The organism is Pseudomonas sp. S3(2024) (assembly GCF_036861315.1).
In the GTDB taxonomy this organism is placed as follows: domain Bacteria; phylum Pseudomonadota; class Gammaproteobacteria; order Pseudomonadales; family Pseudomonadaceae; genus Aquipseudomonas; species Aquipseudomonas putida_A.
Genome location: NZ_JAZAQQ010000002.1, coordinates 376,163 through 394,773 on the forward strand (window position 1 = coordinate 376,163; position 18,611 = coordinate 394,773).

The following is an 18,611-nucleotide window of genomic DNA, read 5'->3' on the forward strand; positions in this document are numbered from 1 at the left end:
AAGTTACGGAGCCTCACCAATGCGTACAAGACAGAGCATTCTGGTGTGTTCGTAGGCAAAGGCGCCACGTCGTGTAGCCTAAATTCCTAGGTTTGGGGAAAGACTTCATTCGGATGACGGATATGTGTACCCGTACGCATCAATCTGTTTCATTTCGATATGAGACGGGGGGATTTTAGGTGGGGTGTTGGAAGGTTTTTGAATCGTCAAATCGCTTCGATAATCACCCTGTGGATAACACCAAAGCGGTCGACAAAATTCATTGAGTTTTTGAGGCCTAGTCCGTTTCCTTTGCTCTGAGTTTCGCCAAGCCCTGCTTGATATAGCCGGCATTTTCTCCAATGACAAAAAGCGCAGAGCGGACGTTTTCTCCGATCTCGGTAAACCCCCTCTCTTCGACCTGGAGTGTTAGCTCCATTAGGGCTGCCTCCAGCCCAAGCTGATTCTGATAAATCCTTTCCAACACATCAGATAATGAATATTTAGTGGGCATTTTTCGACTCCGTTCGAGAGGCTTCGAGCATGGCTGCATGGGAAAATTTAGCGGGCAATCCGATAGCGCGGGATGGGCCGCTTCAAGGAGCGAACTGGCACTCCTTTAAATAAGTGGAGTGAGATACCGATCAATGGAAAAGCCCTTTTAGCAGCGGTATTTCTTATTAAGAAATCTACACCCGCTTGCCAATTTGAAACACCCCGCCGGCGTGAAATCTACAATGTCTATAGGGCTCCAGCTTTCTTCCAGCTTAAGTAAATTGACACTAGTTCAGTGTTTAGCTTACTGGTAGGGACATCCAGCACAGGTGTGCCATGAGCCATCAGGCGCTCATTCAGTTCGGCCCTAGCGTTTAGGTAATCCACTGCGCCGCAATAGGCCAATGCTTCAGGAAGGGTTTGTACCGAGTCTTGGCGCATTTGGTCGAGCGTTTCTTCGCGCAGGCTGACCACTAACACTTGATGCTGGCGGCTCAGGTGTTGGACTGCGTTGGTCAGTTCGCCATGGTCCTCATCCTGCAGGTTGGTCATAAGGATGACCAGTGCCCGTCGTTTCTGACGTGTTAGTAGTTGCCGAATGGCTGCCTGATAGTCCGCCGGACGTTGGCTACTCGCCAGATCGTAGACCGTGTTGAGCAGGACGTTGAGTTGCCCGCTGCCTTTTACCGGAGCTAGATATCGCGGTTGATCGTCTGCAAATGTACTCAATCCCACCGCATCGCCCTGGCGCAGCGCCACATGACTGAGCAGCAGACACGCATTCAGCGCATGGTCGAAATGCGACAGCTCGCCATCCTGGCTGCGCATTTGCCGCCCGCAATCGAGCATGAACATGATCTGTTGATCACGCTCGTCTTCATACTCGCGGGCAATCGGCGTGCGCTGACGGGCGGTGGCTTTCCAGTCGATCTGGCGCAGGCTGTCGCCTTCGCGAAATTCGCGCAACTGATGAAACTCCTGACCCTGCCCGCGACGCTGGCGCTGGCGCACGCCGAGCTGGCTGAGCCAGTTGTCCACCGCCAGCAACTGCCCACCGTAGAGCTTTGCGAAGTCCGGGTAGACGCGGATCTCGCCGCTCACGGCGAGCAGGCGTTTGCCTGTCCACAGACCGAACGGGCTGGGCAGGTTGATTTCGCAATGCTCGAAGCTGAAGTGCCCGCGCTTGAGCGGGCGCAGGCGATAGCCGACCGCGCTGAATTGCCCGGGTTGCAGTTCAATCGCCAGCGGCAGGTTTTCGAAGCTCAGGCCCTGTGGCACGTGGTCGAAAAGCTCCACCGCGACCGGCTCGATGAAGTCATGGCTGAGCTGCAGCCGCACCTCGCTCCAACGGCCGAGTGCCAGGCTGCCGGACATCTGCCGCTGGATGCGCGGCGAGGGCAGGTTGTTCAGGCGCAGCGCATCGATGAGCGCCAGCACCAGCAGAGCCAGGAGCAAGCCCCAGTTGATCGACAACAGCGTGGCGGGCACGTCGATGTCGAGAGCTTGCAGCGTGCCCAGCAGCGTGCCGATGGCCAGCAGAATCGCGAGCCAGATCAGCAGCAGGCGTGACGGTTTCACAGGCGCGGCGCCGGCACTTGGTCGAGCAATTGTTGCAGCACCTGATCGACCTGCAGACCTTCGATGTCCAGCTCCGGCGCCACTCGCACCCGATGGCGCAGCACCGAGAGCGCGCAACCCTTGATGTCATCGGGGATCACGAACTCGCCGCCGCGCAGCAACGCGCGGGCGCGAGCGCAACGCACCAGCGCAATCGAGGCACGCGGTCCGGCGCCGAGGGTCAGGCCGGGCCAGGAGCGGGTGCTGCGCGCTAGCCGCACGGCGTAATCGAGCACCTGATCATCAATCGGCAGGTCGCTGGCAATGCGTTGCAGGGCCTGCACGTCCTTGGCTTGCAGGACCGTGCGCAGCGGCTGCACATCAAGCATGTCGGCGCGGGTCGAGCGGCTGACCTGACGCACCATGTTCAGCTCTTGCTCGGCCTCCGGGTAGTCCATGCGCACTTTGAGCATGAAGCGGTCAAGTTCGGCCTCCGGCAGTGGATAAGTGCCTTCCTGCTCGATCGGATTCTGGGTGGCGAGCACCATGAACGGCTGGGCGATCGGCAGCGCCCGACCTTCGAGGGTGACCTGGCGCTCCTGCATTGCTTCGAGCAACGCCGCCTGGGTTTTCGCCGGTGCGCGGTTGATCTCGTCGGCCAGCAGCAGGTTGGTGAACAGCGGCCCCTTGCGCAGCTTGAACTGCTCGGTGTGCAGGTCGTACACCGCGTGGCCGGTGACGTCGCTGGGCATCAGGTCCGGGGTGAACTGGATGCGCGCGAACTCGCCGCCGAAGCAGCGCGCCAGCGCCCGCACCAGCAAGGTCTTGCCCAGCCCCGGAACGCCCTCAAGCAGCACGTGACCGCCGGCGATCAGCGCGGTCAGCACATCGTCGATCACGCTGTTCTGGCCGATCAGGGCCTTCTGCAATTCGCCGCGCAGCGCTTGCGCCAACTGGCTGGCACGCTGGCGTTGCTGGGCGGCGTGGCTGGCGCTGCCGGGCTCGATCTGTTCACTCATAGCGTGTTCCTCAAGGTTTGCAGGTGGGCCACCTGGCGACTGAAATCGGCGCTGCTCATGCGCTGTTTCGGCACCGGGCTGAGGGCCTGACTGATGGCGCGGGTCGGCTGTCGGGTCAGGCGCGACAGCACCAGCCATTGCTCAGCCACGTTCAATTGGTCGAAGCCGGGATAGCGGCGGCGGGCGCGGCGCAGCACGTCTTGTTGCAGTGCTTGCAACAGCGTGTGCTGACCGTTGTGGCGCAGGATGAAATCGGCACTGGCGCGCAGGTGTTCCTGCAACTGCCGGCGGCCACTCGGGGCGGGTGCCTGCAGTGGCCCATGGCGCACAGCAACGTGCCACAGGCCGAGGCCGATCAGCGCCAGCAGGGCAACGATGGCTTGCGGGAAGTAACGCCAGAGCAAGGTCAGCAGACCATCGTGCGCCGTGTTGAAAATCAGCGTGACGTCGGTGTCGGCGCTCAGGTACCAGAGCAGCCAGGCGTTGTCATGCTTGCTGATGGCCGGGGTTTTCCACAGTTCGGCATCGGTGACCACGGTGATCGAGCCGAGGCCGTACGGCAGTTGCATCATGTGCGTGGCCTTGGCGCTGTTGGCCCAGGCCTGGGCGAGATTGTTCGGATCGTCCAGATGGAACGCGGTGTCGAAACCGGCGTAGGCGGGAGCGTCCTCATCTTCCAGGTAGAGCTTGGTCAGATTCGGGTACGGATCATCGGCCAGCTCCGCCGGCGGCGCCTTGAGGTCCTTGCTCAGGGACTGGTGCAACTGCACCCGATCCAGCAACAGATCATCGCTTTGTCTGGCCTGCTTGTCCCACAGCGCTTCGGCCACGAACACCAGGCGCCCACCGGCGCGGGCCCAGTTCAACACCTGATCGACCTGCCGCGGGGTCATGCGCGAACGTTCGCCGAACAACAGCAGGGTGTGCCGACGCGGATCGATGTCGGGCAGCACCGCCAGCGTTTCGGCGTGGCTGACGTTGAGGCCGCGCTCGCGCAAAAACATTTCTGCCGCCAGATAAGGATTGGCCTGCGCCTGGGGCGAGGGGCCGTGATCGATCACTTCCTGATAGGGTCGGGCCTTGAGGTACAGATAAACGCTCAACGCCGCGAGCAGGGCGACGATCAGCCCGCCGAGCAGCCACGCGTTGCGCCGGTTCAAGCGCGCGCTCCCGAGCCGAACAGGGCACGCCAGCCGTCACACAGTTCCTGTTGCAGATGTGCCGCCGGTACGCGGTGCCCATAGGCCATGTTCTGCCAGTGCTGTGTCAGGGTGCGACTGAACGCCAGCAGTTCAGGGCGCTGCAATTGCTCGACCCGCAGCAGCACCTGATGCTCGGTGTCGGCAGGTTTCAAGGTCAGGGCAAAATCGTGCAGCAGACGGCTGAGCAAGCCGCGATAGAGCAGGCCCAGCGCCGCGCGCGGCTGGGTCTGCCAGAGTTGTTCGGCGCTGGCGGCGATGTCGTCAGGCAGGGTTTGCGGGCTCAGGTCCAGGCCAAATGCTTGTTGCGGCGCAGGTGGACTGAAGCGGGCGCGCAACTTCGCCCGGCGACTGACGAAGGTGCGCAGGAACTCGCGATAGCGCCAGATCAGCCAGCCCACAGCGGCGATCAATGCTCCCCACAACAACACTTCAATCAGGCCGGCCAGCGCATTGAAGCGCTGACTGTCCAGCCAGCCGAGCAGGGTTTTCAGCCATTGCGGCGCCTCGCCGGGTTTGGCTTCGGCCGGGGCTGCCGGATCGTCGCCAAAGCGATAGCGGGTCACGCTTTCCTTGTTCTTGAACGGTGGTTGTTCGAGCAGCGCCTTGATGCTGTCGTGCGCAGCCTGACTGGTCAGCGGTTGGTGCAACAGGCGGGGTGCCTCCGGTGCGCTGGCGGGATCGGCTGCAGCCCATACGGGTGGCACCGCCGGCAGCAAAAGACAGACCGCCAACAGCAAACCCAGAGCGCTGCTGTTCAGGCGTTGGCGCAAACGACGGAATACCAGCTCGATGTCCCACGCTTCCAGTGCCGTGCGCCGGTTCAGATACAGGCTGAAACCGCAGGCGACATAAATCGGTTCCCAGACCACCAGCACCAGCGCGTAGAAGGCGTTGGTCAGGTGCTCCAGCCAACGCCAGTGGTGATCGGCGTCGAGGATCAGCGATTGCCAGTCCCAGTCGGTTTCGATCTGCTGTGGCAGCAGCATATAGAACAGCACCATCAGGCCGATCCACAGTGCGGTCTCCAGATGCATGCCGATGATCGTCAGCCATTGCGCGGCGCCGGCATTGCGTTGCAGCAACACTTGCAAGCGTTGCTGGCGAGCGGTGCCGTCGAGGCCTTCGAGTTGCACCACCGGCAGCAGGAAGCTGCGACTCAGGCTCAGCCGGCGCCAGGTCAGGCTGGCCAGCCATTGTGGTTTGAGCAGTCGAGGAAATTCGCGCAGGGCCTGTTTCAGTGTCGGTGTTTCGCCGAACAGGGCTTTGGACAGGATGTACAGCGGCAGGCGTTCGTACGCCGGTTTCAGCCACCAGAAAATGAATACCGCCAGCGACGGCGAATCCCATAGCAACAACGTCAGCACCGCGAACAGCGGCAGGGTGACGATGGCCCAACTGGTCATCAGCAGGCGTCGATGCTGCTGGCTCATGAGCACGCCCAGGTCCATGGCTTCCCAGGTGCTGCGCGGACGGATCGCCACGGTGGCATCACTCAGGCGCATGGCGTGTCCTTCCGGCGAACAGCAGATAGGCCGCTACTGCGAGCCACAATGCGGCACCGACCGCATATTTGATCGGCGGTGTGACCCCGGTCTTCGACGACCAATACGCTTCGATGAACGCTGCGATCAGCAGGAACAGCATGACCCCGCACACCAGCAGCACGCTTTTGCGCGCCGCCTGCACCAGCGCTTCACCACGGGTCAGCCGCCCCGGTGCAATCACTGCCCAGCCGAGCTTTAGCCCCGCCGCGCCCGCCAGGGCAATGGCGCTCAGCTCGAAGGCGCCGTGGCCGATCACGAACGACCAGAATGTCTGGCCAAAACCGATTTCGGTCAGGTGCCCGGCCACCGCGCCGATGATCAAGCCGTTATAGAACAGGAAGAACGCGCTACCGACGCCCATCAGCAAACCGCTGGCGAAAGTCTGAAAGGCGATGCCAATGTTGTGCATCACGTAATAGCCGAACATCACCCAGTCTTCGCTGGCCGCCCGTTCGGCCGAGCGCCCGAGGTGCCCGGCCACCGGGTCGTACATGCTCTGCATGTCGCGCACCTGTTCGGCGGGGATCAGGTTGTAGATCAGTTCGGGAAAGGCATACACCAGCAAGGCAAAGCCGATCAGGCTGCCGAAAAACACCAGACCAGCGGCCAGCACAAACGGCCATTCGGCACGCACCAGTCGAGGAAAGTCAGCGAGGATGAAACCCAGGAGGTTGGCGCCGAATCGACTGCGGTGCCGATACAGCTGCTGGTGGCCGCGCAACACCAGTTGTTGCAGCGAGTCGATCAGAAAACTGCTGTAGCCACGCGCCTGTGCCAGCGCCAGATGCTGGCAGAGGCGTCGATAATCCTTGGGGAAACTGGCTGCCTGCGAAGTGTCCTTGCCATGTTCGAGGCGTTCGAGGGCCAGGGTGAAGCGCTCCCATTCGGCCTTGTGACGAGCTTCGAAAAGACTCTGCTTCATGCCGGACCCAACAAGCCGCGGGCGATGCCATTGAGTTCGCTGACCGCTTTGGGCGCCGAGATGTGCAGCGGTTGGGCGAGCAGCGCGGCCAGCTCATTGACCCGCGCCGGCGACAGTTCAGCCTGACGTTCGGCGAAGGCGAGCAAGGCGCGTTGTTCGCCGAGGTTGAGCGGCACGGGCGAGCTGCGTGGCTGGGCGTCAGGTAATTGCGGGCGGAGCAGGGCGCGTTCGCTGTAGACCACCAGCGTGCCGGCTGCGATGTCGCCCAGGCGCTTGAAGGTCGGGTGTTGCAGGCAACTGATGGCGCCGAGGAAATAACCGAACGGCAGCAGATCGACAAAACGCAGCAGGTTGCGCAGCAGCGAGGCCGACCAGCCGATCGGTGTGCCGTCATCGTGGATCACCCGCAGGCCCATCCATTGCTTGCCCGGCGAGCAGCCCTGATGCAGCACTTCGAACAGCACCATGTACCACCAGCTGACGGCAAACAGCAGCAGCGAACCCAGGCCCATGCCGAGCTGGCCGAGAAACGCCAGCAGCAGAAACAGCACGCCGAGGATGGCCCCGCGAATGCCCAGGTCGATGCCGAAAGCGAGGCTGCGCACCATCAGACCGGCCGGGCGCAACGGCAGGTCGATGCCCTCCGGGGTTTCCACTTGATAGCGGGTATCGAGTGGCGGGTTCAGCGGTGCTTTCCGTGGCAGTGCTGTGTTCTCGAGCATGGGCTACCTGATGGGGCCGGATCGGGATGCGAAGTCCGTCCGATGCTAGCAGCCTCTTGGGGGAAAACGACATAACTATGTATTGCACCGCGTGTGGCGCACGCTGGTTGAATGACACAGCGCTGGCCGCGACCCCGGTTCAACGCCTAGACTTTGCCGATCTTCAGTTCAGGAACCGCCCGTGACTTCAATCTTCTGGTACGACTACGAGACCACCGGCATCAATCCGCGCAACGACCGTCCGCTGCAGGTCGCCGGGATTCGCACCGACCACGACCTCAATGAAATCGACGAACCGGTTAACCTCTACTGCCAGCCCAGCGAAGACATCCTGCCGCACCCGGCGGCGTGCGCCATTACCGGTATCACCCCGAGCTGTCTCGCCGAACAGGGTTTGAGCGAAGCCGACTTCATGACCCGCGTACACGCGCAACTGGCGGCGCCCGGCACTTGCGGTGCGGGTTACAACACCTTGCGTTTCGACGACGAGATGACCCGCTACAGCCTGTACCGCAACTTCTTCGACCCGTATGCCCGCGAGTGGCAGGGCGGCAACAGTCGCTGGGACCTGATCGATGTGGTGCGCGCCGCGTATGCGTTGCGCCCGGATGGCCTGGTCTGGCCGACCGACGACGAAGGCAAGGTCACCCTCAAGCTCGAACGCCTGACAGCGGCCAACCACATCGACCATGGGCATGCGCACGAAGCGCTCTCGGACGTGCGCGCCACCATTGCGCTGGCGCGGTTGATCCGCGAGAAACAGCCGAAGTTGTATGACTGGCTGTTTCAATTGCGCAGCAAACAGAAGGTCATGGATCAGATTCGCCTGTTGCAACCGCTGGTGCATATCTCCGGACGCTTCTCGGCGGCGCGGCACTATGTCGGTGTGGTGCTGCCATTGGCCTGGCATCCGCGTAATCGCAATGCGCTGATCGTCTGTGACCTGCACCTTGATCCGCAAGGCTTGCTGGACCTGGACGCCGAAACCCTGCGCCGGCGCCTGTACACCCGCCGCGACGACCTCGCCGAGGGTGAACTGCCGGTGCCGCTGAAACTGATTCACATCAATCGCTGCCCGGTGGTGGCGCCGTTGTCGGTGTTGCGTGCCGACGATCAGCAGCGTCTGGGCCTGGACATGGCGCTGTATCAGGCACGTGCACTGCGGCTAAGTGACGCACAACAAGTTTGGAAAGATAAAGTCGCGGCGATTTACGCCAGCGAAGACTTCACGCCCAGCGAAGATCCGGAACAGCAGTTGTACGATGGATTTATCGGTGATCGCGATCGGCGTCTATGCGAGCAAGTGAGAACGGCGGATCCGGCGCAATTAGCGCAAGAGCACTGGCCGTTCGATGATGAACGTCTGCCGGAATTACTCTTTCGATATCGCGCACGCAACTTTCCCGACACGTTGAATTTCGAGGAGCAAGAACGCTGGAGAATATTCTGTCAGCAGCGTTTGTCCGAGCCGCAAATGGGCGCGCCTAATACCCTGCAATCTTTTGCCGAGGCCGCGCAGCAATGGGCGCTTAGTGCTACGCCGATACAGAATCAAGTGCTCAATGAGTGGCAGAATTATGTCCAGGCATTGCGCAAACGTTTGAATCTTTGAAATCGAACATAGTGTGCCCATGAAATGCCGGGCATAAAAAAACGCCAGCGTATGCTGGCGTTTTTCATGGGCCGCAGAATCAGTCTGCGACAGGCGTTGCGGCTTAGCCCAGCAGGGTAGCCCAGCCTTCAACCACGTCACCGCCCCACTTGGCTTTCCACTCTTTCAGAGTCTTGTGGTTGCCACCTTTGGTTTCGATGACTTCGCCGTTATGCGGGTTTTTGTATTGTTTAACTTTGCGCGCGCGCTTGGTGCCGGTAGTTTTTACTGCGGCGCCACGGGTGCCTTTGGTTTTCGATTCCGGATCCAGCAGGGCGATGATGTCGCGCAGGGACTTGGAGTATTCGCCCATGAGGGTGCGCAGTTTGCCTTCGAATTCCAGCTCGGCTTGCAGTTTGTCGTCTTGCGACAGGTTCTTCAAACGCGCTTGCAGCTCTTTGATTGCTTCTTCGGTGGCGCGATATTCGTTGATCAAGGACATGGTAACTACCTTATGCAGATGTGTTGAATGGCAGGGGACAGTGCCGCAATAATAGTCAGGCTGTTTCATCAAGTAAACATTTAACCGGTTTTTTATTTGAATTAGTTGCAAGGAATAACCGGTAAATTGAATGGTCATTTAAATAATGTGATGCAGTCATCACGAATATTCACAATTATCTGGCCGAACAGCTTCACTGCAGGACTATCGTTTCGCCGCGCGTGGCGTCAGGCGTCGCTAATCGGGCCTGCCTGCGGACATGTGGTCATCAATACTGCAGTTTCCGCGCACAGTCGCTAGAATGGACGCCTTTGCGAAGTTCTGGAGTTTTCCCCCCATGCGCACCTTTCGGTTGGTGATTTCCTGCCCTGACCGCGTTGGCATCGTTGCCAAAGTCAGTAACTTTCTGGCATCCCACAACGGCTGGATCACCGAAGCGAGCCACCACTCGGATAATCAGAACGGCTGGTTCTTCATGCGTCACGAGATCCGCGCCGATTCGCTGCCGTTCGGTATTGAAGTGCTGCGCGAGAAGTTTGCGCCGATCGCTGAAGAGTTCTCGATGGACTGGCGCATCACCGACACCGAGCAGAAGAAGCGCGTGGTGCTGATGGCCAGCCGCGAATCCCACTGCCTGGCCGACTTGCTGCACCGCTGGCACAGCGACGAGCTCGATTGCGAAATCTCCTGCGTGATTTCCAACCACAATGACCTGCGCAGCATGGTCGAGTGGCACGGCATTCCTTATTACCATGTCCCGGTCAATCCGCAGGACAAGGAGCCGGCGTTCGCCGAAGTCTCGCGTCTGGTCAAACAGCACGATGCCGAAGTGGTGGTGCTGGCGCGCTACATGCAGATCCTGCCGCCGGCCCTGTGCCGCGAATACGCGCACAAGGTGATCAACATTCACCACAGCTTCCTGCCGTCGTTCGTCGGCGCCAAGCCGTACCATCAGGCGTCGCTGCGCGGCGTGAAGCTGATCGGCGCGACTTGCCACTACGTGACCGAAGAGCTGGACGCCGGCCCGATCATCGAGCAGGACGTGGTGCGTGTCAGCCACAGCGACAGTATCGAAGACATGGTGCGTTTCGGCCGTGACGTCGAGAAGATGGTGTTGGCCCGTGGCCTGCGTTATCACCTCGAAGACCGTGTGCTGGTGCACGGCAACAAGACCGTGGTGTTCTGATCGAACCTGCGCGTGCTTGAATAAAGAAGGGCTTGGGCGTTCAATCGTCCCAGGCCCTTTTTTCGTTTCAGCCCTTGAGGAACTGCCCGTGAGCGACCCATTGGACAAAGCCACTTCGAAAGCGCCGGCCACCCTGGGGGAGGGCTGTTTGAGCCGCTACGACCCGGATGACCTGAGCCCGGAAGACGGCACCGAGTTTCCCGGCGCCGCCGAGCTGTGGGAGCAGCTCAAGGAGCAGGCGGACGAATCTGAGAAGCCTGCCTGATCTTCAACAGCTTCTTGAGCAGCGGCCGCCCGAGCATCAATAGAAACACCGGGCCGCCCACCACCAGATAGAAATAGAACGTCACCACCCGCCAGATCAGAATCGCTGCCGCCGCAGTGGATTTGCCGACCATCGGCGCCAGCAGCGCCGCCGAGGTCAGCTCTGCGGCGCCCGCACCACCGGGCAACAGGCTCATTTGACCAGCCCCCAGCGATAGCATCTGCACCAGAAAACTCCAGGCCCACTGCAGATCCGCGCCCAGTCCGCGCAAGGCCAAGTACAGCACGCTGTAGCGTAGCAGCCAGTGCATGCAGGTCAGGGCGAACACCTTGACCAGGGTTTGCCACGGCAACTTGAGGGTGTCGATAAACGCGTCGAGAAAATGCAGCAGCTTGCGCGCCCAGCGCCGACGCGTGGCCGGTTGCACGTTGAGGTGGGCAAGCAGGCGTCCGCTCAGAAGGATCAGGCGGCGGTGGTAGCGCGCCAGCAGCACGCAACTGAACAGCCCACCGAACAGCGACACGGCGCTGACCATCAGCAACCACTCCAGGCGGTCACTGAGATGCTGAAACAACGCGTAAATCAGGATGCCGCTCAGGGCGCAGAGAAAGAACAGCAGATCGCTCAACTGATCCATGGCAAACACTGCGCTGCCACGGGCCGGGCGTACGCCGCAGCGCGCCAGCAACGCCATGATCGTCAGCGGTCCGCCACTGCCGCCGGGAGTGGCGCAGTAGGCGAACTCGGCGGCCATGACCACGCCGAGACTTTTCAGCGGCGTTACCTGATCGCGCTGATCACCCAGCAGCAGGCGCAGACGCAGGGTGTTGATGCCCCAGCAGAGCAGAATCATGCCGAACATGATCAGCAGCCAGTGCAGGGGGAAATTTTGCAGGCGCGCACCGATCTCGCCGCCGCCGAGCAACACCGGGATCAGTACAGCAGCGAGCAGGCCGATCAACAACACAATGCCGCGACTCATGCAGCGCGCTCCATTCGCCTGCGTTGCCGGGTGAACCAGTCGATTTTGTTCATGGGCGTGCGTCCTTCTGCCAGCAGCCGTTCAAGGGTTTGCAGCCAGTAATCACGCGCGAAGGCGTGGCGCATGTCTACCGGGTGCAAGCCTAGACGAATCACCGCGGCGTCGCGCCACTGCTGTTGGCGTTGCTCGCTGACGAGTTTTGACAGACCCCGGCGCCAGGCGCTGCGCGCACTCCACACCAGACCCGGGGCGTTGATGGCGGTGAAATCCGGTAATTGATAAAGATGTTGCGGGTCGCTGGTGTAGCTCAATGGTGTTTCGCGAAGGGCCTGGCGCGTGCCCTCGCTCATCAACCAGGCCGGGGCGACGAAGCCGTGCAACGGCCAGTCATTGCGCCGGAACAGTTCGATGCCGTCGCGCAGTCGCGCCAGGGCGGCTTCGCGGGACAGGCGATAAAACTCCCCTTCGTGGGTATAGATTCGGCGCATGAACCAGTCGCGGGGTGTGGCTGGCGCTGGCTCGCGGTCGTCATGGTGATAGCCGTGCAAGGCCAGTTCATCGCCACGGGCCAGCCGCTCGCCGAGCATTCGGCAAAACGCGGGATGATCCTCAAGCGCGTCGTGGCCATGGAAATCCGGAACGACCAGCCAGGTCATCGGCACGCCGCCCATTGCGTCGACCGCCTCGACAAATGGCCGATAATCCGCCCACGTTGACGGTGCCACGTCGTGCAGCACCAGTAGCACTGCGCGGTCATTCAAGGAATCAGCCATTGGCCACCTTGGGCAGAGAGTGACCGAGCACCGCGTGGTAATGGCCGAGCAGGCTGTCGACCACGCTGTCCCAGGAATAACGCCGTTCAACGTGTTGCCGCGCCTGTTGGCCGAGTTTCATGCAGCCGCGACTGAACAGCTCGCGCACGGCATTGGCCATGGCTTGCGGGTTGTTCGGCGCACAAAGCAAGCCGCAGTCGTCGGCGACGATCTCTTCAAACGCCCCGGCCGCCACCGCGACCACCGGAATCCCGCAGGCCATGGCTTCAAGGATCACCAGGCCAAAGGTTTCCTGGTCACCGGCATGCAGCAGGGCATCGGCGCTGGCCATCAACCGGGCCACGGTGGCGGCGGGACAGAACCCGTCGATCACGCTGACATTGTCCGGAACCACGGCCGGCATCGACGAGCCAACCAGCAGCAGGTGATAGCGTGGACCGAGGCGCTGCATGCATTTGAGCAGCACTGGCAGGTTCTTCTCTTTGGAACCGCGCCCGGCAAAGATCAGCAGACGAGTGTCTTCGGCAATTCCCAGTTCGGCGCGCAGGCCGTTGTCGCGGGCGTCAGGGTGAAAGGTTTGCAGATCCACGCCCAATGGCTGCACGAATACATTGCGCACTCCCAGACCAGTGAGCTTGTCGGCCATCACCTGGCTGGGCGCCAGCACTCGATCGAAGTTGCCATAGAGCTTGGTGACGTACGCCTCGACGTTCGGCGTGACCCAATGGCCCATGCGATTGCCGACCAGTAGCGGCAGGTCCGAGTGATAAAAGCCGATCACCGGCACGTCCAGTTGCCGTCGCGCATCCAGCGCCGCCCATGCGGTGAGGTACGGGTCGCCGACTTCGATCAGATCCGGCTGCAAACCCTGCAGGACATTGCGCCACGGCGCGAGGCGCAGCGGGAAGCGATAGCCTTTGCCGAAGGGTAGGGCGGGTGCGGGCACGGTGTAGATACCGTCGTTTTCACCGAAATGTGCGCCGGGAATCAGCAGGCTATGACGAATGCCCGTTTTGCCCCCCAACCGGCGATGCTTGGCATCCAGATAGGTGCGTACGCCGCCGCTGGCCGGGGCGTAGAACATGGTGATGTCGGCGATATGCACAGTGATCAACCCTCCGCTGCGTTGCACTCCCTTGGTTGACCTTTATCCAGAATAGATGTTCGGTCGGGATTGCGCGGTGGGAGTGTCAGGGAGGTGTTTGGTGTTTGACAGGACGCCTTCGCGAGCAAGCCCGCTCCCACGGGATCTGCGAACGACTCAGATCCAATGTGGGAGCACAGGGGGGGATGTCGGCGATCTGCGCGGTGGGAGTGTCAGGGAGGTGTTGTGGTGTTTGTCAGGATGCCTTCGCGAGCAAGCCCGCGCCCACGGGATCTGCGAACGACGCAGATCCAATGTGGGAGCACAGGGGGGGACGTCGGCGATCTGCGCGGTGGGAGTGTCAGGGAGGTGTTGTGGGGGTTGTCAGGATGCCTTCGCGAGCAAGCCCGCTCCCACAGGGATCTGCAAACGACACAGATCCCATGTGGGAGCGGGCTTGCTCGCGAAGAGGCCAGTAGCAGCGCTTTAGATGCGGAAACTGCCGACCAGCTGTTTCAGGCGCGAAGCCTGCTGTTCCAGATCCGAACAGGCGCGCAACGTCGCCTGCAGGTTCTCGACGCCTTCCTGGTTCAGCGTATTGATCTCGGTGATGTCGACGTTGATGGATTCCACCACCGCGGTCTGCTCCTCGGTCGCTGTTGCCACCGACTGGTTCATCCCGTCGATCTCGCCGATGCGCTGGGTCACGCTGTTGAGGCGTTCGCCGGCGAGGTTGGCGATTTCCACGCTGTCCTGGCTGTGGCGCTGGCTGTCGCTCATGGTGCTCACCGATTCACGGGCGCCGACTTGCAGCTCCTCGATCATGGTTTGCACCTGCTGCGCCGATTCCTGAGTGCGGTGCGCCAGGTTGCGCACTTCGTCGGCGACCACGGCAAAACCGCGTCCGGCCTCACCGGCACGCGCCGCTTCGATGGCGGCATTGAGCGCCAGCAGATTGGTCTGCTGGGAGATGCTGGTGATCACTTCGAGGATCTGCCCGATGTTCACGGTTTTGCTGTTCAGCGACTCGATGTTGCTGCTGGAGGCGCTGAGCATGCTCGACAGTTGATTCATCGCCTTGATGCTGCGATCCACCACTTGCTGGCCGTCTTCGGCGAGGCCGCGGGCGTCACTGGCCTGGTTCGAGGCTTGCGCGGCGTTGCGGGCGATTTCCTGGGCGGCGGCGCCCAGTTGATTGATCGCGGCGGCGACGCTGCTGGTGCGCGAGGCTTGCTGGTCGGAGTTGTACATCGACGAGTTGGACGCCGCGACCACGCGCAGCGCAACCTCGTTGACCTGGCCGGTGGCCGACGACACTTCGCGGATCGAGCCGTGAATACGCTCGACGAAACGGTTGAATGCAGTACCCAGCACGCCAAACTCGTCGTTATTGACGATGGTCAGGCGCTTGGTCAGGTCGCCCTCACCGTCGGCGATGTCTTCCATGGCGCGGGTCATGACGTGCAGTGGCTGGATCAGCAGGCGAATCAGCATGCCCAGCAACGCGATGATGATCACCACCGCAATCACCGTGGCAATCACCGCCGAGGTGCGGAACTCACTGAGCATCGAGAAGGCTTTGTCCTTGTCCACCGACAGGCCGATGTACCAGTTCACCGACGGCAGGCCTTTGATCGGCGCGAAGCTGACGATGCGCGTCTTGCCATCGACGGTGATTTCACTGAAGTCGCTGCTGATGCGCGGGGTGTCTTGCGGATAGGCTTCTTTCAGCGACTTCATCACCAGTGCCTTGTCCGGGTGCACGAGGATCTTGCCGTCGGCGCTGACCAGGAACGCGTAGCCCATACCGGAGAAGTCCCGGGCGGTGAGGGTGTCGACCAGGGTTTGCAGGCTCAGGTCGCCGCCGACCACGCCAACGCTCTGGCCGGCCTTTTTCGAGGCGGTGGCGATGGAGATGATCAACTGCCCGGTGGCGGCGTCGATGTACGGTTCGGTCAGGGTCGACGCGCTGCTGCTCTCGGCCCCTTTATACCAAGGGCGCACCCGAGGATCGAAACCGTCCGGCATCTTCACGTCCGGACGGATGGTGAAGTGACCGGTGGCATCGCCCAGGTAAGTGGCCATGAACGTCGAGGTCAGGGATTTCTGTTCCAGCAGGCTGGCGACGTTGGCCGGGTCCGGATTGATGGCGATGTTCTGGGCGGCGTTCTCGACCAGCAGAATGCGCCCGTTGAGCCAGGTCTGGATGTTGTCGGCGGTGACTTCGCCCATCTCGTTGAGATAGTTGTTCAGGTCATCGCGGATCGCGTTGCGTTGCAGCCAGTCGTTGTACAGCGTGAACGAGGCGAAAGCGGCGATGACGATGAGGGCGGCGGCAAGCAAAATTTTATGGCTGAAGCGCAGGTTTTTGTTCATGGCTTGGGGTTCCGCTAAGGTCTTAATGTCCTGGGCGTGCTTTTATAAAGACGCGCAAAATGGGCAAGGGTGAAACAACTGATATTTCCGACTCTCCTTAGGGAAATGTCCGACCGACTTTTCAGTCAGGTTCTCGCCCTTAGCTATCGGCCACAACGGATTAAAGATTAACCATAGGTGACAAAATGCCTGACACATCGCAACTCGTTATCGGCGCCGATCTGGCGGGGCAACCGATTGCTCAGGCCATGCGCCTGGCTAACCGCCACGGGCTGATCGCCGGTGCGACCGGCACCGGCAAGACCGTGACTTTGCAACGCCTTGCCGAAGCATTCAGTGACGCCGGGGTCGCGGTGTTCGCCGCCGACATCAAGGGCGACCTGTGCGGCCTCGGTGCCGCCGGCAATCCGCAGGGCAAGGTCGCCGAGCGCATCGCCGGGATGCCCTGGCTCGACCACAAGCCGCAGGCTTATCCGGTGACGCTGTGGGACATTCACGGTGAATCCGGTCATCCGTTGCGCACGACTTTGAGTGAAATGGGCCCGCTGCTCATCGGCAGCCTGCTGGAGCTGACCGACAGCCAGCAGTCGGCGCTGTACGCAGCCTTTAAAGTGGCCGACCGCGAAGGTCTGTTGCTGCTGGATCTGAAAGACCTCAAGGCGCTGCTCAATCACCTCAAGGACAACCCGCAGTTGCTCGGCGAAGACGCCGCGCTGATGACCACCGGTTCCAGCCAGGCACTGTTGCGCCGGCTGGCGACCCTGGAGCAGCAGGGCGCTGAAGCGTTGTTCGGCGAACCGGCGCTGCAACTCGAAGACATTCTGCAACCGGCCGCCGATGGTCGTGGGCGGATTCATTTGCTCGATGCCAGCCGTCTGGTGCATGAGGCACCGAAGGTCTACGCGACGTTCCTGCTGTGGCTGCTGGCCGAGCTGTTCGAGCAATTGCCGGAGCGCGGGGATGCCGACAAACCGCTGCTGGCGCTGTTCTTCGATGAAGCGCATTTGTTGTTCGGCGATACGCCCAAGGCGTTGCAGGAGCGTTTGGAGCAGGTGGTGCGGCTGATTCGCTCGAAAGGCGTGGGTGTGTATTTCGTCACCCAGTCGCCGGGGGATTTGCCGGATAACGTGCTGGCACAACTTGGCCTGCGGATTCAGCACGGCTTGCGTGCGTTCACCGCCAAGGAACAGAAATCCCTGCGGGCGGTGGCCGATGGTTTCCGGCCAAATCCGGCGTTCGACACCTTGTCGGTGCTGACCGAGCTGGGTATCGGTGAAGCACTGGTCGGGACGCTGCAGGAAAAAGGCACGCCGGAGATGGTCCAGCGGGTGCTGGTGGCGCCGCCACAGTCGCGGATCGGGCCGTTGAGCGAAACCGAACGCACGATGCTGATCGCCGGGTCGCCGTTCAAGGGCCGATATGACAAGCCGATTGATCGTGAGTCGGCATATGAAATCCTGATGGGCCGCAAGGATCTGGCGCCGGAGGCGGATGCGCCAGCGGGTAAGCCGGCAGCCGAAAAGCCGAGCCTGGCTGATCGTGCCGGAGAGTTTCTGGGCACGGCGGCGGGGCAGGCGTTGAAGTCAGCCATGCGTCAGGCGGCCAACAATCTGGGTAAACAACTGGTGCGCGGCTTGATGGGGTCGTTGCTCGGTGGCAGCAAACGGCGTTGATCCAAACTGTGGGAGCGGGCTTGCTCGCGAAAGCGGTCTGCCAGTCAACAATAATGTTGCCTGAAAGGACGCCTTCGCGAGCAAGCCCGCTCCCACATTAGATAAGTGGCAGTTTTCTGGATTGAGATCAGGATTTGTCTTTGGCGTGTGCCGCCAGGCGCTCAAGTGCCGCACGCAGAGCGGGATCGCTGATCCCGTCGGCCGTGGACTGAATGGTCGCCGCCGCATTGCTCGACAGGTCCATCGTGTGCCCGACAGCCCCAGGCTGGACGATCGGTGGTCGCACGCTGAATTTGATTCGCGTCAGGTTGGCGAACTCTTCGAACAGCTGCAATTGCCGTTGCAGGCGTTTTTGCTGGTAGCGCAGGCGTGTCGCCCAATGGCCGTCGGTGACCACCAGCGACAGTTCGCCTTCACGCCACTTGGCCACATGACAATGTGCGCGGGCGGCAGGTTGCAGCTGGCTTTCAAGCAGGCGTTGCAGATGAGCGAGGCGTTGGGCATGACCAAGAATGGCTTTGAGCGGCTTGGCTTCGCGTAGCAGAACGGCGGGCGCTCTGGCTGTAAGGGGGCGAAATGCCATGATCGAACACCTGAAGTAACAGAAGCGCCATGTTAGCAGAAAGCAACGGAACCACTCGCCCATTGCTTTTGTCCCTGCTTTACCCATTAAATCAACAACTAACTTCTTGCCTTGATGGGTTGAAGTTGAGCAAAACGCCCTTATTTTAAGTGAGCC

Annotated in this window: 17 protein-coding genes and 1 pseudogene; 4 read left to right on the forward strand and 14 right to left on the reverse strand. The window is 61.2% G+C overall.

What is annotated here, in order from left to right; translation table 11 throughout:
* Window positions 1-277 precede the first annotated feature (277 nt).
* The 7 genes from VLA07_RS06410 to VLA07_RS06440 form a co-directional block, all read right to left on the reverse strand.
* Window positions 278-493: a hypothetical protein gene (locus VLA07_RS06410; RefSeq protein WP_007965898.1), complete on the reverse strand. Its 216-nt coding sequence runs from the start codon at window positions 491-493 to the stop codon at window positions 278-280.
* 227 nt (window positions 494-720) lie between these two features.
* Window positions 721-2,052 carry a DUF58 domain-containing protein gene (locus VLA07_RS06415; protein WP_333988623.1) on the reverse strand — a complete coding sequence of 444 codons (1,332 nt, stop codon included), beginning with the start codon at window positions 2,050-2,052 and terminating at the stop codon, window positions 721-723.
* Window positions 2,049-3,050, reverse strand: coding sequence for an AAA family ATPase (locus tag VLA07_RS06420; protein WP_007965902.1), 1,002 nt, complete (start codon window positions 3,048-3,050; stop codon window positions 2,049-2,051). The genes VLA07_RS06415 and VLA07_RS06420 overlap by 4 nt, the downstream gene beginning before the upstream one ends.
* On the reverse strand, window positions 3,047-4,210 hold the full coding sequence (locus VLA07_RS06425; protein ID WP_333988624.1) for a DUF4350 domain-containing protein: 1,164 nt from the start codon (window positions 4,208-4,210) through the stop codon (window positions 3,047-3,049). Before VLA07_RS06425 ends, VLA07_RS06420 begins: the two co-directional genes overlap by 4 nt.
* Window positions 4,207-5,754: a DUF4129 domain-containing protein gene (locus VLA07_RS06430; protein ID WP_247267986.1), complete on the reverse strand. Its 1,548-nt coding sequence runs from the start codon at window positions 5,752-5,754 to the stop codon at window positions 4,207-4,209. Before VLA07_RS06430 ends, VLA07_RS06425 begins: the two co-directional genes overlap by 4 nt.
* Complete coding sequence (locus tag VLA07_RS06435) at window positions 5,741-6,718, reverse strand: stage II sporulation protein M (RefSeq protein WP_247267985.1); 978 nt, start codon at window positions 6,716-6,718, stop codon at window positions 5,741-5,743. Before VLA07_RS06435 ends, VLA07_RS06430 begins: the two co-directional genes overlap by 14 nt.
* Window positions 6,715-7,440, reverse strand: coding sequence for an RDD family protein (locus tag VLA07_RS06440; protein WP_247267984.1), 726 nt, complete (start codon window positions 7,438-7,440; stop codon window positions 6,715-6,717). The genes VLA07_RS06435 and VLA07_RS06440 overlap by 4 nt, the downstream gene beginning before the upstream one ends.
* Window positions 7,441-7,621: 181 nt before the next feature.
* Here VLA07_RS06440 and sbcB point away from each other — a divergent pair, with 181 nt between their 5' ends.
* Window positions 7,622-9,052 carry an exodeoxyribonuclease I gene (gene sbcB / locus VLA07_RS06445; RefSeq protein WP_139054318.1) on the forward strand — a complete coding sequence of 477 codons (1,431 nt, stop codon included), beginning with the start codon at window positions 7,622-7,624 and terminating at the stop codon, window positions 9,050-9,052.
* Between the two features lie 103 nt (window positions 9,053-9,155).
* On the opposite strand, the gene mvaT is transcribed toward sbcB, so the two are convergent.
* Window positions 9,156-9,533 carry a histone-like nucleoid-structuring protein MvaT gene (mvaT, locus tag VLA07_RS06450; RefSeq protein ID WP_003227581.1) on the reverse strand — a complete coding sequence of 126 codons (378 nt, stop codon included), beginning with the start codon at window positions 9,531-9,533 and terminating at the stop codon, window positions 9,156-9,158.
* Window positions 9,534-9,870: 337 nt separating this feature from the next.
* Here mvaT and purU point away from each other — a divergent pair, with 337 nt between their 5' ends.
* Both purU and VLA07_RS06460 read left to right on the forward strand, forming a co-directional pair.
* Window positions 9,871-10,719, forward strand: coding sequence for a formyltetrahydrofolate deformylase (gene purU / locus VLA07_RS06455; protein WP_003227580.1), 849 nt, complete (start codon window positions 9,871-9,873; stop codon window positions 10,717-10,719).
* 88 nt (window positions 10,720-10,807) lie between these two features.
* Complete coding sequence (locus VLA07_RS06460) at window positions 10,808-10,984, forward strand: hypothetical protein (RefSeq protein ID WP_333988625.1); 177 nt, start codon at window positions 10,808-10,810, stop codon at window positions 10,982-10,984.
* Here VLA07_RS06460 and VLA07_RS06465 read toward each other — a convergent pair.
* From VLA07_RS06465 to VLA07_RS27150, 5 genes and pseudogenes are all read right to left on the reverse strand, one after another.
* Window positions 10,947-11,966 carry a lysylphosphatidylglycerol synthase transmembrane domain-containing protein gene (locus VLA07_RS06465; RefSeq protein ID WP_333988626.1) on the reverse strand — a complete coding sequence of 340 codons (1,020 nt, stop codon included), beginning with the start codon at window positions 11,964-11,966 and terminating at the stop codon, window positions 10,947-10,949. The two genes, VLA07_RS06460 and VLA07_RS06465, sit on opposite strands and share 38 nt — an antisense overlap.
* Complete coding sequence (locus tag VLA07_RS06470; RefSeq protein WP_333988627.1) at window positions 11,963-12,739, reverse strand: polysaccharide deacetylase family protein; 777 nt, start codon at window positions 12,737-12,739, stop codon at window positions 11,963-11,965. The genes VLA07_RS06465 and VLA07_RS06470 overlap by 4 nt, the downstream gene beginning before the upstream one ends.
* Window positions 12,732-13,844, reverse strand: a complete 1,113-nt coding sequence (locus tag VLA07_RS06475; RefSeq protein ID WP_333989074.1) for a glycosyltransferase family 4 protein — start codon at window positions 13,842-13,844, stop codon at window positions 12,732-12,734. The genes VLA07_RS06470 and VLA07_RS06475 overlap by 8 nt, the downstream gene beginning before the upstream one ends.
* Before the next feature lie 465 nt (window positions 13,845-14,309).
* Window positions 14,310-15,074, reverse strand: a complete 765-nt coding sequence (locus tag VLA07_RS27145) for a methyl-accepting chemotaxis protein (RefSeq protein ID WP_371043227.1) — start codon at window positions 15,072-15,074, stop codon at window positions 14,310-14,312.
* A 93-nt stretch (window positions 15,075-15,167) separates the two neighbouring features.
* A pseudogene (locus VLA07_RS27150) lies at window positions 15,168-16,199 on the reverse strand (HAMP domain-containing protein); the annotation flags it as partial.
* A 185-nt stretch (window positions 16,200-16,384) separates the two neighbouring features.
* Here VLA07_RS27150 and VLA07_RS06485 point away from each other — a divergent pair.
* Window positions 16,385-17,872: a helicase HerA-like domain-containing protein gene (locus tag VLA07_RS06485; RefSeq protein WP_333988628.1), complete on the forward strand. Its 1,488-nt coding sequence runs from the start codon at window positions 16,385-16,387 to the stop codon at window positions 17,870-17,872.
* A gap of 127 nt (window positions 17,873-17,999) precedes the next feature.
* On the opposite strand, the gene VLA07_RS06490 is transcribed toward VLA07_RS06485, so the two are convergent.
* Window positions 18,000-18,455, reverse strand: a complete 456-nt coding sequence (locus VLA07_RS06490) for a DUF721 domain-containing protein (protein ID WP_096795098.1) — start codon at window positions 18,453-18,455, stop codon at window positions 18,000-18,002.
* Between the last annotated feature and the right edge of the window lie 156 nt (window positions 18,456-18,611).

What these genes read in the sequence shown, in the direction of transcription:
- VLA07_RS06440 (WP_247267984.1), bottom strand. Translation starts at nt 7,440, where the DNA reads ATGCTCGAGAACACAGCACTGCCACGGAAAGCACCGCTGAACCCGCCA.
- VLA07_RS06470 (WP_333988627.1), bottom strand. Translation starts at nt 12,739, where the DNA reads ATGGCTGATTCCTTGAATGACCGCGCAGTGCTACTGGTGCTGCACGAC.
- VLA07_RS06420 (WP_007965902.1), bottom strand. Translation starts at nt 3,050, where the DNA reads ATGAGTGAACAGATCGAGCCCGGCAGCGCCAGCCACGCCGCCCAGCAA.
- VLA07_RS06435 (WP_247267985.1), bottom strand. Translation starts at nt 6,718, where the DNA reads ATGAAGCAGAGTCTTTTCGAAGCTCGTCACAAGGCCGAATGGGAGCGC.
- VLA07_RS06465 (WP_333988626.1), bottom strand. Translation starts at nt 11,966, where the DNA reads ATGAGTCGCGGCATTGTGTTGTTGATCGGCCTGCTCGCTGCTGTACTG.
- VLA07_RS27145 (WP_371043227.1), bottom strand. Translation starts at nt 15,074, where the DNA reads ATGTACAACTCCGACCAGCAAGCCTCGCGCACCAGCAGCGTCGCCGCC.
- purU (WP_003227580.1), top strand. Translation starts at nt 9,871, where the DNA reads ATGCGCACCTTTCGGTTGGTGATTTCCTGCCCTGACCGCGTTGGCATC.
- VLA07_RS06490 (WP_096795098.1), bottom strand. Translation starts at nt 18,455, where the DNA reads ATGGCATTTCGCCCCCTTACAGCCAGAGCGCCCGCCGTTCTGCTACGC.
- VLA07_RS06430 (WP_247267986.1), bottom strand. Translation starts at nt 5,754, where the DNA reads ATGCGCCTGAGTGATGCCACCGTGGCGATCCGTCCGCGCAGCACCTGG.
- mvaT (WP_003227581.1), bottom strand. Translation starts at nt 9,533, where the DNA reads ATGTCCTTGATCAACGAATATCGCGCCACCGAAGAAGCAATCAAAGAG.
- VLA07_RS06485 (WP_333988628.1), top strand. Translation starts at nt 16,385, where the DNA reads ATGCCTGACACATCGCAACTCGTTATCGGCGCCGATCTGGCGGGGCAA.
- VLA07_RS06410 (WP_007965898.1), bottom strand. Translation starts at nt 493, where the DNA reads ATGCCCACTAAATATTCATTATCTGATGTGTTGGAAAGGATTTATCAG.